Raw genomic sequence first — 14,344 nt, 5'->3', positions numbered from 1 at the left:
GGTGCAGGAGGGGCCACGAGCCCCTCCTGCCGGGGATTGGGGTGTCCCCAAATCCCTTCCTCTCCCCTTGAATAAATAATGTGTGTATAATGTGCATGTGATGCTGCGGTGCGGCATCACATGCACATTATACACACATTTTCGAGAGTGCCCATAAAAATTTCCGCTTTTAGCGAGTGTAGAAGAATAGAGTTGGTAGAAGCCACAAAAGCGAACCACCGTAGTACTACTTTTGGGGGACTGAATGATCGACCTGAGTGATCATACACTTAACGAGCGCTTACACCGTCGCACGGCAGAGGGACGCTATGAGATCGGTGAAAGTGAGCTTGTTCTAAACATTCGAGCACAAAAGACTGCGGGCAACGATGCTGGAGTACGTTTCCTCTGCGAGGTGCTGCTGCAACGCGCCGCGCCGGCCTTTCAGCGCCACACGCAGGGCTTGCGACACCGTCCAGAATTACGGGAAGAAGCGATCGCGAACATGGGTGAGCACCTGTTACGCGAAGCGCAAGATCCAGGAGAAATATTTATCACACAGAATTTTATTCACTATCTGCGCTGCCTATGCGTCGATGAATTTAACCGCGTTCTTCGTCAAGAGGGACTTGGCTATCGACGCGACGCCGAGGGCCGACCCACCGGTCGGCCGCAGCATGTGCCGCGCGCACTGGTGGAGACGCTACAACCGGCTCCGGCCGACGATGAAAATCAGTCGACCTCGGATGTAGCAGACCCACGCGATCAGTATGAAGAAATGCACGCCGAGGACGAAAGCCAGCGCATCCTGACCTACCTGCGGGATCCACTTGATCGCAAGATCATGACGCTGCGGGCCATCGAGGGGCTCAAGTGGGACGATATCGCGGAAGTGTGTAAAAAGACGGAGCGCACGGTTCGCCTGCGTTACGAGCGGGCGCGTAGCTATCTACGCGAATGTGTGATAAGAGAACAACACCAGCCAGCATATAAATCAGCGCTGCAGCAACAATCGTAATACCAAGCAAAAGGGAACGGAAAGGAGTACTTCAGATGAACACTCCCGAATTGAGACAACTTAAAATGGCCTGGATCGCGGCTAAAGAAGCGGGCGATACCCAGGCACAGGTACGGATCCTCCAGGAGTATCCAGCTTATCAAGATGAGCTGATCGACTTTATTGCTGGCTACCAGGCAACTGGCGGCAACGAAGCGGTCGATCAAAACGCCAGCCTGCTGCCATTAACCAGGCGTGCCCTGACCAGCGCGTTTGAGCGCGTCTTCGAGTCGCAGAACGCCTTCGCCAGCCTGACCGAGCTGCGTAAGAGCCGCAACCTGAACAAAGTAGCAACCGCCAGAGGACTACGCCTGAGCGTTGACGTCTGGAACAAATTCGAGAACGGCGCCATCGAGTTAGTCAGCCTGAGCCAGCGCCAGTTGGAGAAGCTGGCCCAGTTTTTTCAGGTCAGCATCGATCAATTCAGCAACGCCCTCAATGGCAGTCAGCCAGCAGTAACCCTGAACCGCCGCCAGACTCGCGAAGCGGCGAGCCAGGCACAGCAGGGTCCCAAAAAGCAGAGCTTTGCCGAAGCGATATCGCGCAGCACAATGTCAAAAGAAGATCAGCAGTTCTGGCAGGAATAAGCGCAGCGACCAGCCAGGTATGTCCGTTCCTATCTCCCTTTTGTGGCATAACCGATATAAGAAACGCCCTTAAACCAGCCCGGGGCAAGGGTCATGCGTCCCTCAATCAACTTTGGCATAAAGCCGGTCAGCTCCTGAATCTGCAGCGCTTCGCGGCCCAGCAGGGACCGGAGCTCCGCTGGCTTGATAAACGCCTCATACCGATGTAATCCTGGCACCAGACCTTGCTTCCTAAAGAAACGCTCACCAATCTGGATCAAGGCCAGCCGTGCCAGCAGCGTTCGATTAATGGTATCAAAGATAAAGATACCGCCCGGGGCCAGCACGCGCGCGATTTCATGGATCGTTGCCTGCAGATCGCGCACATGCTCCAGTACATCCAGGCACACAATCACCGAAAAACTGCCATCGGCATAGGGCAACGACTCGGCATAGCCCTGATCGAATGAAACGTTCTGCCCCAGGTGTCCTTGCAGCACATAGCGCCGTGCATCGGATAGTGCTCCCTCAGATGGATCGATGCCAGTCGCGACAGCGCCCCGACGCGCCAGCTCACGGCAGATCAAGCCGCCCCCACATCCCACCTCAAGAATCTCTTGCTGAGCCAGCGCGTGGCGACCAAAGACGCGATCGATGCGCGACTCAATATAATCACAACGATCTGCGGTAATACGATAAAGCAAATTTTGTTTTTCATGCCATCCATAATTAGCAAAGATGTCGTTCTGTGAGGATGGGTGTGATGTCATAAATAGTGACCTACTTTCGCTATTTCATCAACAAAGTGTTGGACTTTCGTCTTATTGGGGTACGTGATAGCCCCCGCTCGGGCGGCTGGCTGCTTGCGCAGCCGCCCTGTTTTTTAGGAGTTGGTGCAACACCATGGGTGGGTGCGAATGCACCCACCCATGGTGTTGCACCAACTCCTAAAATTGATATGCGTCATAAGGGTGTTGCACCAACTCCTAAAATTGATATGCGTCATAAGGGTGTTGCACCCACTAACGCCTAAAACAAATTGAGCGCCATAGGCGCGAAACTATGGCTTTCAGACATATTATAAAAGTATAGATAAGTAACGTGCCAACAGTGATTTTTTCACACAGGGGTCCATGGTTATGGTATACTCTTCTCTACAATGGAGCAGAAGATATTAGATGATCAGGGTGGACGGGAGCAGATGAATAAAGAGCGGGCCGCAGCCATTGAAAGCCTGCTTTTCGTGGCGGGACGTCCTTTAGAACGAGGCGAGCTACGCAAGCTGCTGATGGTAAACGAGGAGCAACTAGGAGCCGCGCTAGAGGTGCTGGAACAGGATCTGCGCCAGCAAGAGCGGGGCATACGCCTGCAATTGCTGGGTGAACAGATTCAGCTTGTAACGGCTCCAGAGAACGCGCGCTACGTGGCCGCGCTACTGGGTCTTCCGATGACCGCCAGGCTGACTTCAGCGGCGTTAGAGACGCTCTCAGTGGTCGCCTATCGACAACCCTTAACGCGCAACCAGATTGAAGCCATTCGCGGCGTCAACAGCGACCGGGCCTTGATGAGTCTGCTGCAGCATGGCCTGGTAGAAGAAGTGGGACGGGCACCAATAGTAGGCCGTCCCGCCCTCTTTGCCACAACGGCCGATTTCTTGCAACAATTCGGCCTGACATCACTGGCCGAATTGCCCGGCGTCACGCTATCCAGGCCAGTTGAAGATCACCCGGATAACCCGGACACGGCAACCCATACACCCCAATAAAGCAGAGGATAAGGAACAAAAAACTATGCGTATCGGCCGCCACATGCCCACCAACTCAAAAATGGTTAAAGCTGCCCAGACGGCTCGGCAGATTGGTTGCGAAGCCATCCAGATTTTCGCCAGCAACCCGACCGCGTGGCGTCCGCCCGCCGACGATCCACAGCTCTGCGCCACATTTGCGGAGGCGGCCCGCGCCTGTCAGCTCGATCCAATCGTGCTGCACGCGCCTTATCTCATCAACCTTGGTACTACCGACGATGTCGTCTGGGAAAAATCCGTCACACTCTTGAGCTGGACCCTACAGCGAGGAGCACTCTTAGGGGCTCGCTACGTTATCTTTCATACCGGCAGCCACCGAGGCGCGGGTATCGAAGCTGGCCTTGGCCGCATTGTACAGGGCATTGGCCGCATCTTATCTCAGACGCCCGAGGAAGTTATGCTGCTGCTGGAGAACGATGTGGGGGCGGGCAACTCCCTGGGACATAGTTTTGACCACCTCGCCATCGTACTGAACCAGCTACCGCAGTACCAGCAACGGCTGGGAGTATGCCTGGACACCGCCCATCTATGGGGTGCCGGACACGACATCTCGACCGCTGAGTCGGCCCGCAAGGTTTTGGACCAGTGTGATGAGACCTTTGGTCTGAAACGGCTGCAGGTCATTCACCTCAATGATACAGAGAAGGCACTGGGGAGCCACCGCGATGTACACGCCCGACTGGGAGAAGGCATCATAGGCCAGGAAGGACTCAAGGCGCTCCTGCGCGATCCACGGGTGCAGCACAGCGCGCTACTCATGGAGACTCCTATCAAGCTGGACGAAAACGGCAAAGAAGACTGGGAACATGACAGTCAGCAGATCGCCCTCGCCCGAGAACTGGCCGGACTCTCTGAACCGGCATGGCAGTCCCACGGCGAGAACATAAGTATGATCACCGATATACACCTTATCTAGATACACACCGATACATGTATCAATGCTGAGGCGTAGCTGTTTTAGCGGTCTGCTGCACCGATCCAGCGGCTGAATCAACACCCCTATTCTGTATCGGAGTCACATCGGGTGTCGACGTTGTAACGATAGGGGTTTGAGCCGACACCACGGTTCCAGAAGGCATTGCAGAACCAGGATCTGACGCAGGCGTTACAACCACCTGCGCCGTAGGGGTTATCATAACCTGTGGTGTCGGGGTAGGCGCCTGCGTGGCTGCCGAAGTAGGCGTGGGGGGTGGCGTCGCAGCCGTGACAGTCAGATACACATGAACCATCACGGAAGGTCCATCGGATGGAGTCAGGGTGACAGAATCACTATAAGGCTGAGGCTGAGGCGCCAGTCCGCTAGCGCTCACCTTGAAAACCAGGGTCGAGCCGCCACTGGCATTGACCAGGCCAGAAGTCGATCCCAGGCTCAGCCACGGCTGACCAGGAGTGGACGCCGTCCAGCTCAGGGTTCCCCCACCACTATTGCTGATCGCCACAGATTGATCAGCGGGATCGCTACCCGCGACGGTGTTAAAGTACAGATTGGTCTGATCGACGCTCATCGCGGGCGGCATAACCACCACAATGGTCATAGTAATGGTTACCTGGCCGACGCTTGTCCCGGTCAGACTATTGGTAGCGCTAATATCCACACTCGGTGTATAGGAACCTGCGGGGGCATTGGTAGTATCGACAAGCAATGCTATATTCGCGCTCGCGCCACCCGCGAGATTCTTACCCGCATTGGCTGACAACGAGAAGTACGCAGGCGTACCACTCTGCAGAGAAGCAGTCCAGTCCAGGGGTGCATCACCGGTATTATTGATAGCGATCATCTCAGAGGACTTACCGGGAACGGTATTCACATGAGACGAGTCAAAGCCCGCCGTCAGTTTAGGGGTACCGGCCAGGCTCAGGCTAGCCTTCATAGACTGCGGACTGGCCACAGTTGGCATACCATTGGCCTCGGTGGCGTACAGGGAAACAGAGCCCGAATACGTCTTTCCCCGCGCCAGACTGGCCGCACTCGGCTTCACGGTAAACGTCGCGGTCTCACCGCTATGCAGAACGACATGCAGAGGTGAGATGATCAACCAGTTCGGCGAAGTCGAGGTATCTCCTCTGACATCCAGGTTTACCGGGCCACTGCACATACCAACCACACCAACCTGGAAGCTCTGCGCGGCGGGCGCACCGCTGCCGGAAGCAGAAAAATCCAGGGCCCCGACCGAAGGAGACTGCAACGTACAGGGAGGTTGCACCGTCAGATAGACATTGATATGCTGCGTACTAACAACTCGTCGGCTATCATCGGTCGCGCTCAACGTCACCTGGCCTGAATAGGAACCAGCCTTCAGGCCAGCCAGCGTCACGCTAACCTGCATTGTAGCTGACTTTGTAGGAGCTATCGAACCGCTATCCGGGGTTACGTGTAACCATTTCATCCCATCGGATGTAGCTGGAACGGCACGCCAGTTCAGGTTACTCGTACAGGAACTACCCGCGCTCATACTCACCGCGTGCGCGGAACTGGTATTGCCAGCGCCACTCAGCTGAACCTGGTTCGCGACACCATAAAACGTTAATGGCGGGATAGGAACCTGCAATGTACAGGCGGTTCCCAGCATGAAATTGACGGGAATTACCTGCGGATTCTGTGATAACAATTTACCCGTCGCATCGCGCACATAGACGCGAATGATACCTGAATAGGTATTAGGCGTCATCGTATTGAGCACCGCGGCCTGCACACTGATAGAGCCCGACTGATGAGCATTCAGCTGACCAGAAGTCTGGCTCAATTGCAGCCAGTTACCACCCGCCAGCGTAGTCGCTGACGCCGACCAGGAAAGGGGAGCCCCACCGTTATTCTTCAGACTGAGAATCTGAGCCGGTGGACTGGCACCGCTGGCATTAGCGTTAAAAGAGAGGATCGCCGATCCCAGGCTTAACGATGGCGCATTCGGGCGATTAACCATCAGGCTAACCAGCACCACCTGGGTTCCATAGCTGGAGCTAAAGGTAATCGAACCGCTATGACTGCCCGCATCAAGGCCCGCCGGATTGGCGATCACCGTCGGTGATGCCGGCGTCGTCCCATGCGTCTGATCGACCGACAGCCAGGATGTATTACTCTTCGCGCTCCACGAGACCGGGCCCGCGCAACTCTGGGTCTGACCCAACGCAATTGTCTGCGAGGCACGGCCGCTCTGCTGATAGATGCTGGTTAGGGCGAGTATGCCAGGAGAGACCTGCAGACTACAATTGGGCGTGATGGTCACACTCACATAGACACTCTGAATACTATGCAGCACAGACGTAGATCCGGTACCGGTAAAGGTAATGCGGGCGCTATGCGTTCCAGGCAAGAGAGAGCTCGTATCAACCTTAACAGTGGCGGTCGAACTACCCGAAGGCGCCACCTGTGTATTGGAAGCAGAAATGTTCAGCCAGGGAACATTGGAGCTGGCCTTCCAATTCAAAGGCAGGGCACCAGGATTGCTCACCGTAATGACCTCCGGATCTGGATTAGCGCCGCCATCCGTCCCCGTAAAGGATAAGAGCGCGGGCGACAACTGTAGCACAGGATCATGACCTGTCTGCAGCGGCACCACCTGCATTTTTACCGGTAGCTTACTATCACCCGCGCTCGAAGAAAAGAGCACCTGGGCCGTATACTCGCCCGGCTGCAGGTCCGCGCGATTCACAGCCACCATCACATCCGTGGGCGGCACATTGGCGGAAAGGGTTCCCCCCTGTGGGCTCAACATCAGCCAGGGCTGAGTAGTAGTCGCCTGCCACGTCACCTGGCCAGCCCCGCTATTCCACAGGGAGATCTTCTTCAGTGTATTCGTAGCCTGATCTCCGGCCGCGAAATCCAGATCATTCGCGGACAGATGCAGGTGGGCCGGGCGCAATGGCCCGATGTTGCCAGTCACCTGAATAGGAGTCGAGATATAGCGATGGGTATGAGCATCTTCTAAGACAATCGTATGCGGCCCACCACCCCAATCTGAACCAATAATGACGGTATCATTGATCGTCCCACTTGCATCGGTATAGATTTCCGGCGCATTATTCGTATCACTGATCGGAATAGCATTATCCCGGAAAAGCCCGATCAGCGTACGGGGCGACAGACCACTGCCGGAGAGAGAGAGAATAGCCCCCACATCGGCACTGGTAGGAGTAACCTGTAGTGATGGTCCCGAAAGCAGACCATTCCCCGAAGGGTTATGCTTGAAGGCCTCGACCATTCCCAGAGTGCCGCCGCCAACCAGCACGCAGACCAGCACCAGGCAGATCCAGAAGATGGATCTGGGCCCAAATAATACACGCGGTAGCGCGAACCAGCTATAAGGCAGGTGACGCAGCACCGGCAATGATTGCAAAGGTAACGGGGGGCGTGGAGGATATACCGCGACAGGACGATCAGGAGTCTCCACAACTTTTTGCCAGGTCAGCAGGCGCGTGGGCTCCGTAATGGAGTCATAGGTGGAAGAGGCTACCAGCACTTTTGAACGCGTCCTCTGCTCACGAGTCTGAGCGGATACAGCATTGTCGGGCAAGGTGCTTTCTTGCTCAGCTGGAATATTGACGCGAGCAGCACGTAATACCGGGGCCGTACTGGGGCGCATCACCACCTCAGTCGCCTCATCAGCATCTGCGATCGCCGTATGCGATAAAAATGATTCGCCACACAGGGCGCAATAGGCAGACGTCTTTTTCGGTAATGGTGTATCACAATGTGGGCAATGAATTCTATTCAAAGATGGCAGCCCCCTTACCTCACGTTAAAAGGCACATACCCCTATACATGAAGTGTACGGAAGATCATGAGTACTGTCAACTCTACTTTTGCATAGAAATACCATCTATATCAGTACAACGACACATGTGTATTAAATTTACATGTTAACTTCCGGGCCGGAAAGCAAGCTGATCATATTGAAAATAATAGCCTCTGCGTCCTTGAGGAGGGAGCGGAGTGCAGGGGCAGCAACTCTCCCTCTACGTCATTCTGGGAGAATGAACGGAGGGCCGGGGAATAGCCTTTACGTACTGAATAGAGCCAGAAAACACCATCATATTGCCAGATATTCGTTTTTACACTACGATGAGACGATAATTCTACGTGCACACGTGCCGGAGGATATAGAAATGGAAGACCGTACCGGTCAACAACTGGGAAATTATAAAATATTACGCCAGGTAGGGCAGGGGGGGTTTGCCGATGTCTACCTGGCTGAACATATCCATCTGCGAACACAGGCAGCGATAAAAATCCTCCAGGTGCGCCTGGGCGAGAATAACAAGCAAAACTTCCTCAACGAGGCACGCACCATCGCACACCTGGTCCATCCTTATATAATTCGCGTCCTGGACTTTGGCATTCAAGACAACACCCCATTCCTGGTCATGGATTATGCACCAAACGGAACATTTCGCCAGCGTTTCTTGCAGGGTCGACCACTGCCCGCGGCCCCACTGGTTCCATATATAAAGCAGACCGCGGCGGCGCTGCAATATGGGCACGACAAAAAACTTATCCATCGTGATGTGAAGCCGGAAAATATGCTCCTCAGCCACAATGACGAGGTGCTGCTGAGTGATTTTGGGCTGGCATTGATCGCTTACAACTCGAACTCGCGCTCACCAACCGAAACCGCTGGTACAGCCGCCTACATGGCGCCAGAACAACTACAGGGCAAGCCCAAACCCGCCAGCGATCAGTATGCGCTCGGTATCATCGCCTATGAATGGGTAACCGGCGACTGTCCATTCCATGGCTCATTCTTCGAGATCGCCAGCCAGCAGGTATTGGCTCCCCCACCACCGATGCGGGACAAGGCGCCCCAGACACCTCTCGAAATCGAAAAAGTCATTATGCGCGCATTAGAAAAGGATCCACAGAAGCGCTTTCCTACGGTACGCGATTTCGCGTTGTCCCTTGAAGAGGCGTGCCTATCAAGCAAGCAATACACGTTTAAAATGCCATTTCAGACCGGAAATAGCGGTCGCAGCTCCGATAAATACATATATGCAAATTCGCAATCCCATCCATCGAATGAAAACAATTATGCATCGCCAGGAGAAACTATAAGAAATTCGACAAATGAAACGGTGGCATCCGATACCAGATATACCGGAGGGCTGGGACAGGCGCCGGCGGCAATATCGCAGTCTGAGCGCCTGCGTCCCCCTCTGCCGCCAACGGATTTCGCCAACACGCCTCCCATTACACCGCATCAGTTCAACTCGGGAACCAGGAATTCATTCTCAAACATGCGGTCAGTTCCAGAGCGGTCGCTATCGCAGGGAAATCTCCCCACGTTTCCAGGACCGGGTCCAGTTTCGCAGCAGAATCTGCCAGTATTTCCGGCCGATCCTCCCCTTTTCCCAAGCGAGCGCTCGCCGCGTGGGCAGGTCCCTCCGCTGGGAGCGCGTCCAATTTCCCAGGCCAATCCAGCCTTGATGGCTGCCCTGCAGCAATCGATGAACAGTAGCGGCTCACACGCGGCAGAAAAAATACCAGAGACTCCGGGTTCAATATCAGGTCCTCGTTCAGCGCCGCTAGCAGGGCCTACGGCGCAACAACAACCTCCAGACGTCGCCTGGAGCACCAGAGATGCCCACCAGATAGCTCGGGCCCGAGACGAGCAGATAGCGGCGAAGTTTGCCTTTAAAACGAACGATGACGATGAGCCAGTAGCGAACAGGAAACCGGTGTGGGAATCGCCGCAGAACAGGCTGGTAATCATTCTCGTCGCGCTCCTCATCATCCTTGGAGGTGTGGGTATCTCGCTATTCGCGAGCAATAGTGTAGTGCAACAGGATACGCAGCAGCAAAATGCCACAGAGGCCCCGTCAACCACTAATGGTGGCCAGAGCGCGGCGGCCGCCAAAGCCACACAGACCGCACGCATCAAGCAGGCAACCACCAATCCTTATGATACAAATGGCACCGGATCGCTGGTACTTAATGATCCCCTTACCAGCAACCACCATACCTGGCAGGAGGGGGCAGACTCAACCGCCATCACCGCTGGCACGTGCGCATTCACGAATCAAGGTTACAGGATAATAGCGCCCGCGCTAGAGCCAACGATGTGTTTCGAAAACAAGGACACGTATAGCAACTTCACGTACCAGGTGGATATGAAATTCGTTGCGATCGGCCAGCGCTTTAGCGGTGCGGGGATCGTTTTCCGTGGCAACGTCAGCACAAAGGAATACTACTTTTTCGAAATCTATGCCAGCGGCAACTACACGCTGCAAAAATGTACCGCCGCCGCTGGCTGCGCCAATCCTATAGATGGCTATAAGCTGGGAAAACCAGCGCTGACTTCATTTAAGTCGGGCCTCAACATCAAAAACACTCTGGCCGTCGTCGCCAATGGTGATACCTTTACACTGTTCGTCAATCAGCAGAAGGTCAGTACCATCACTGACCAGATCAGCGCGCCATTTACCAGCGGTCATATCGGCGTTCTGGCCACGGGGGGAAACGACACCGGGGTCGACTCACCCACCAATACCGCCACCAACGTCATCTTCAGCCAGGCCAAAGTCTGGAGATAAAAAAGAAGCGCTGGATGAGCTTAAAAGCTCATCCAGCGCTTCTTTTTTATCTGCTTTCTTAGAAGGGTGTCAGAGATTGGTGACAAGCCAGGAGCGGGCCGCGCGAACGTCTTCGAGGCCGATGCCATGGCCGCCGTTGAGCCAGTTCGCGTGCACGCTGGCGCCAGCCTGTTGCAGCAGTTGGATCAATTGCTCCGTCTGGGCCTGCGGCACAATGGGATCCATGCGTCCGGCGCTCACGAAAACGGAGGTGCCGGAAAGATCAGGTAACTGATCCGGAATGAAAGGCACCATTGGGCGCAGCAGGATAGCTCCACGCAGCACGCCAGGTGAGCTTAACAGCATACTGGCGGCGATATTAGCGCCATTCGAATAACCAACCGCGATGACATTAGAAGGATCAAAGTGGTAGGTTTCGGCGGCGGCACGCACGAAGGCCGTAAGCTCTCCCGTCCGCCGGTGTAAGTCATCCAGGTCAAAGACACCTTCCGCCAGGCGGCGGAAAAAGCGTGACATGCCATCCTCCAACACGTTGCCACGCGGACTCAGCATGGCCGCGCCCGGGAACAGCATATTCCCCAGACTCAGCAGATCCTCCTCGGTACCGCCAGTGCCGTGTAGCAATAACAGGGTAGGCGTCGGCTGCTGATCAGCAACCGATCCCGAAGCAGCGATAAAACGATGGACATAGCCAACCAGCTCCTGGCCGGTAATATTTTTCTCATTGGTAGACATAACTATTTACCCTGTTCACTGGTTGGAAGTGTGATAGCTGGCAATGCATGCTCCAATTCAGCCCGGCGCGGCTCCAGCCATTCAGGCAATTTCAAGTGGGTCCCTAATTCAGATGGATCCTCATCGACCGGGAATCCAGGTTGATCGGTAGCGATCTCAAACAATACACCACTTGGCTCGCGGAAGTAGATCGAATGGAAGTAATTGCGATCCAGAATCGGCGTCACATTCAATCCCGCCTCGCCGATCTTCTGCCGCCACGCCGCCTGGTACTCATCGGTCGCTGTGCGCCAGGCCACGTGATGGACGGAGCCGACCGCCCCCATGCCGCGGCGGCCATTCGGTAGCGCCAGCACATCCACCAGGGTAGCCATGCCCGAGTCACCCACCGTGTAGCGGAAGCGGTTGCCCAGCTGCGCCACCGGATGGAAGCCCAGCACATCGGTCAGCACCTTTGTAGTCGCTTCCGTGTAAGCTACCGACAGGGTAACACTATGGAAGCCACGAGTAGCATATTCAGCGGGAACCGGTCCTTCGGTCCAGACGGAACCCTGATCGGCTCCGCGATGCGCCACCAGTTCCAGTGGCAAACCATCGGGATCGCTGAACAGCAACACCTGGTCATCAAAGCGTGGAATAGGGCCATTGACCGTCACACCGTTGCGCGACAGGCGATCCTGCCAGTACGTCAGCGCGGACTCAGGAATAGAGAACGCGATCGCCGACACCTCGCCGGTCCCAGGGCGGCCTTTAGGGTAGCCAGGCCAGGAAAAGAACGTCAGGATGGTACCTGGACGCCCGATATCATCACCATAATAAAAGTGATAGGTATCAGGAGCGTCAAAATTAACCGTCTTCTTAACAAAACGCAAACCTAAAATGCCCGCGTAAAAATCGACGTTGCGCTGTGGATCATCAGTGATCGCCGTCACATGATGAATGCCTAAAACATGATTTTCCATTTCATTTCTCCTGTGGAGCTCCACTCCACTATTAGTTACAATAGTAATTACAATAATTGTGTTCTGTTTATTCCTAAACCATTGCAGCATAGTTACTTTTATTTTGATAGTAACTTATCATAGGTTTTTGAATTTGTCAAGTTACAAAAATTATAAGCGCGATGGTAGCGAAATGATGGGTATCTTTGTGGTAGAATACGCACAAGATGAACCTATGGACGAACACAGACGAACACGATCAAACACTAACAGGCGCAACTGAAAACGGTCATATAGCGGCCATACGTGGCGCGCGCCGCCTTTCGGATCGCGCCGCTTTGTCGTTGCTGCGAAGCTGGCTGCTGGAGGACTTCGGGGCCGCCTACTGCCGCTCGCTGGGGGCCAGTCGCATCTTCCGCCACTGCTACTGGATTGATGCGCTGGGGGGATATACAGCGAAAAGTCTGCGCGTACCGGATGAGCAGGTTCATTCACCCTCCAGGAATGGAAAGGGCCGAAAAAAAAACGCGGACATGGCTTTGCCAGCAGCGCTACAACCCGGAGCCATGCTGACGCAGGCACTGGCCCAGGAGGACTGTCCCATCGCCTTGCACACCCTGCTCCTCAGTGCTGGCAGCAGCACACGCCGCTTGCGCGAAAGTAAGCAGAGCAATGACGACAGCCCCACCTTGAGCAAGGAGAGCGGCATCATTGCGACCAGCTGGCTGGACGCCGCCAGTTGCCTGCTCAGGGAGATCGAACAATCGCCGACCATCTTTCTGCTCGATCCACTGGGTCCAACCACGTTCAGCTATGATGACCTGGCTCCCCTATATAAGCGGACCGGACCAACCGAATTGTGCTTCTTACTGGCGCATAAACAGATCGAGCATCATCTGCGTTCGGCGACCACACATACAGCGCAGGCCAATGCACTGACCGCTCTGCTGCGCAGCGACCGCTGGAAAACGCTGAACGCCAAAGAGAAAGTGGATATACAGGGCTTCGCACGCATGTTTATTACATCGATGCGCAGGCACTTCCAGTGGTCACCCCAGAGTATTGATCTGCCCGTCCAGAACGGTCCCGCCAGCGTCACCTCCCTTCCCTACACCCTGATCTACGCTACCCGGCGTTCTGACGGCCTGCTGATCATGAACGACGCACTCTGCCAGTACCGCCGTCGCACCTATCGACAGAGCTACCAGGGCGTCCTGAGCGAGGACTGGTTCGCACAGCAAGATCAAAAGCGCCTGGACGAGGCGCTGCGGCAGCTGCGCGAACAGATTCAGCGACAGGGGGTCGCTACGCGCATCCGCCGCTGGCCCGATCTACGCCAACAGCTTATCCTCGACAACTTCGGGCAGTTCACCGTCCAGGAATATGATCGCTGCCTGCAGGAGTTGATAGCACAACAGGAAGTGCGCTGTGCCTGGAGGCAGGCTCCCGAAGAGGGGAGCGAGCGCATCCCCGGCAATGAAGATACCCTGATCTGGCGTTAAAGCCCGACATACACAACCTCCCAGCCCTAATTGTTCACCTCAATCCACCATAGGCAATCCAGGTCCATTGGCTTTAGCCTTCTGCCCATGTGAAACTCATGTATAGTGATCAGCGCGCTGCGGAAATCGATATAAATCTAGTAATATCGATTAGAGTCAAAATCAATTGACTTTTATCGAGTAATCTCGTACAACTATTAGGAAGGAAGAAAGAAAGTTGAATATGCAGCTTGCTT

Annotated in this window: 10 protein-coding genes; 6 read left to right on the top strand and 4 right to left on the bottom strand. The window is 55.0% G+C overall.

The genetic code is table 11. The annotated features are described in order from the left end of the window. Window positions 1–244 precede the first annotated feature (244 nt). Both KTT_RS11090 and KTT_RS11085 read left to right on the top strand, forming a co-directional pair. Window positions 245–997 (top strand): RNA polymerase sigma factor, encoded by a 753-nt coding sequence (locus KTT_RS11090; protein ID WP_126596035.1) that lies wholly within the window; start codon window positions 245–247, stop codon window positions 995–997. Window positions 998–1,032: 35 nt separating this feature from the next. Continuing rightward, window positions 1,033–1,623, top strand: a complete 591-nt coding sequence (locus tag KTT_RS11085; RefSeq protein WP_126596034.1) for a helix-turn-helix domain-containing protein — start codon at window positions 1,033–1,035, stop codon at window positions 1,621–1,623. A gap of 29 nt (window positions 1,624–1,652) precedes the next feature. Here KTT_RS11085 and ubiG read toward each other — a convergent pair whose 3' ends face one another. Continuing rightward, window positions 1,653–2,372 (bottom strand): bifunctional 2-polyprenyl-6-hydroxyphenol methylase/3-demethylubiquinol 3-O-methyltransferase UbiG, encoded by a 720-nt coding sequence (ubiG, locus tag KTT_RS11080; RefSeq protein ID WP_126596033.1) that lies wholly within the window; start codon window positions 2,370–2,372, stop codon window positions 1,653–1,655. A gap of 389 nt (window positions 2,373–2,761) precedes the next feature. Here ubiG and scpB point away from each other — a divergent pair, with 389 nt between their 5' ends. Beyond that, complete coding sequence (scpB, locus tag KTT_RS11075; RefSeq protein WP_218030869.1) at window positions 2,762–3,367, top strand: SMC-Scp complex subunit ScpB; 606 nt, start codon at window positions 2,762–2,764, stop codon at window positions 3,365–3,367. Window positions 3,368–3,392: 25 nt separating this feature from the next. Beyond that, the gene (locus KTT_RS11070) at window positions 3,393–4,322 is read left to right on the top strand and encodes a deoxyribonuclease IV (protein ID WP_126596032.1); all 930 of its coding nucleotides are present in this window, start codon (window positions 3,393–3,395) and stop codon (window positions 4,320–4,322) included. A 19-nt stretch (window positions 4,323–4,341) separates the two neighbouring features. Here KTT_RS11070 and KTT_RS11065 read toward each other — a convergent pair whose 3' ends face one another. After that, window positions 4,342–8,118 (bottom strand): BACON domain-containing protein, encoded by a 3,777-nt coding sequence (locus tag KTT_RS11065; protein WP_126596031.1) that lies wholly within the window; start codon window positions 8,116–8,118, stop codon window positions 4,342–4,344. 391 nt (window positions 8,119–8,509) lie between these two features. Here KTT_RS11065 and KTT_RS11060 point away from each other — a divergent pair, with 391 nt between their 5' ends. Further along, on the top strand, window positions 8,510–10,930 hold the full coding sequence (locus tag KTT_RS11060) for a serine/threonine protein kinase (protein ID WP_160145796.1): 2,421 nt from the start codon (window positions 8,510–8,512) through the stop codon (window positions 10,928–10,930). A 69-nt stretch (window positions 10,931–10,999) separates the two neighbouring features. Here KTT_RS11060 and KTT_RS11055 read toward each other — a convergent pair whose 3' ends face one another. Beyond that, window positions 11,000–11,665: an alpha/beta hydrolase gene (locus tag KTT_RS11055; RefSeq protein ID WP_126596029.1), complete on the bottom strand. Its 666-nt coding sequence runs from the start codon at window positions 11,663–11,665 to the stop codon at window positions 11,000–11,002. A 2-nt stretch (window positions 11,666–11,667) separates the two neighbouring features. Further along, a complete protein-coding gene (locus tag KTT_RS11050; RefSeq protein ID WP_126596028.1) occupies window positions 11,668–12,627 on the bottom strand; it encodes a ring-cleaving dioxygenase in 960 nt (319 codons plus the stop codon). A gap of 206 nt (window positions 12,628–12,833) precedes the next feature. Between KTT_RS11050 and KTT_RS11045 the strand changes: the two genes are divergently transcribed. Then, a complete protein-coding gene (locus KTT_RS11045; RefSeq protein WP_126596027.1) occupies window positions 12,834–14,108 on the top strand; it encodes a hypothetical protein in 1,275 nt (424 codons plus the stop codon). Window positions 14,109–14,344: the final 236 nt, after the last annotated feature.

The sequence above is a fragment of the Dictyobacter aurantiacus genome (assembly GCF_003967515.1).
In the GTDB taxonomy this organism is placed as follows: domain Bacteria; phylum Chloroflexota; class Ktedonobacteria; order Ktedonobacterales; family Ktedonobacteraceae; genus Dictyobacter; species Dictyobacter aurantiacus.
The sequence above is the reverse complement of the archived record's forward strand: the minus strand, read 5'-3'. Positions and strand labels throughout refer to the sequence as shown.

What these genes read in the sequence shown, in the direction of transcription:
- KTT_RS11090 (WP_126596035.1), top strand. Translation starts at nt 245, where the DNA reads ATGATCGACCTGAGTGATCATACACTTAACGAGCGCTTACACCGTCGC.
- KTT_RS11085 (WP_126596034.1), top strand. Translation starts at nt 1,033, where the DNA reads ATGAACACTCCCGAATTGAGACAACTTAAAATGGCCTGGATCGCGGCT.
- ubiG (WP_126596033.1), bottom strand. Translation starts at nt 2,372, where the DNA reads ATGACATCACACCCATCCTCACAGAACGACATCTTTGCTAATTATGGA.
- scpB (WP_218030869.1), top strand. Translation starts at nt 2,762, where the DNA reads ATGGAGCAGAAGATATTAGATGATCAGGGTGGACGGGAGCAGATGAAT.
- KTT_RS11070 (WP_126596032.1), top strand. Translation starts at nt 3,393, where the DNA reads ATGCGTATCGGCCGCCACATGCCCACCAACTCAAAAATGGTTAAAGCT.
- KTT_RS11060 (WP_160145796.1), top strand. Translation starts at nt 8,510, where the DNA reads ATGGAAGACCGTACCGGTCAACAACTGGGAAATTATAAAATATTACGC.
- KTT_RS11055 (WP_126596029.1), bottom strand. Translation starts at nt 11,665, where the DNA reads ATGTCTACCAATGAGAAAAATATTACCGGCCAGGAGCTGGTTGGCTAT.
- KTT_RS11050 (WP_126596028.1), bottom strand. Translation starts at nt 12,627, where the DNA reads ATGGAAAATCATGTTTTAGGCATTCATCATGTGACGGCGATCACTGAT.
- KTT_RS11045 (WP_126596027.1), top strand. Translation starts at nt 12,834, where the DNA reads ATGAACCTATGGACGAACACAGACGAACACGATCAAACACTAACAGGC.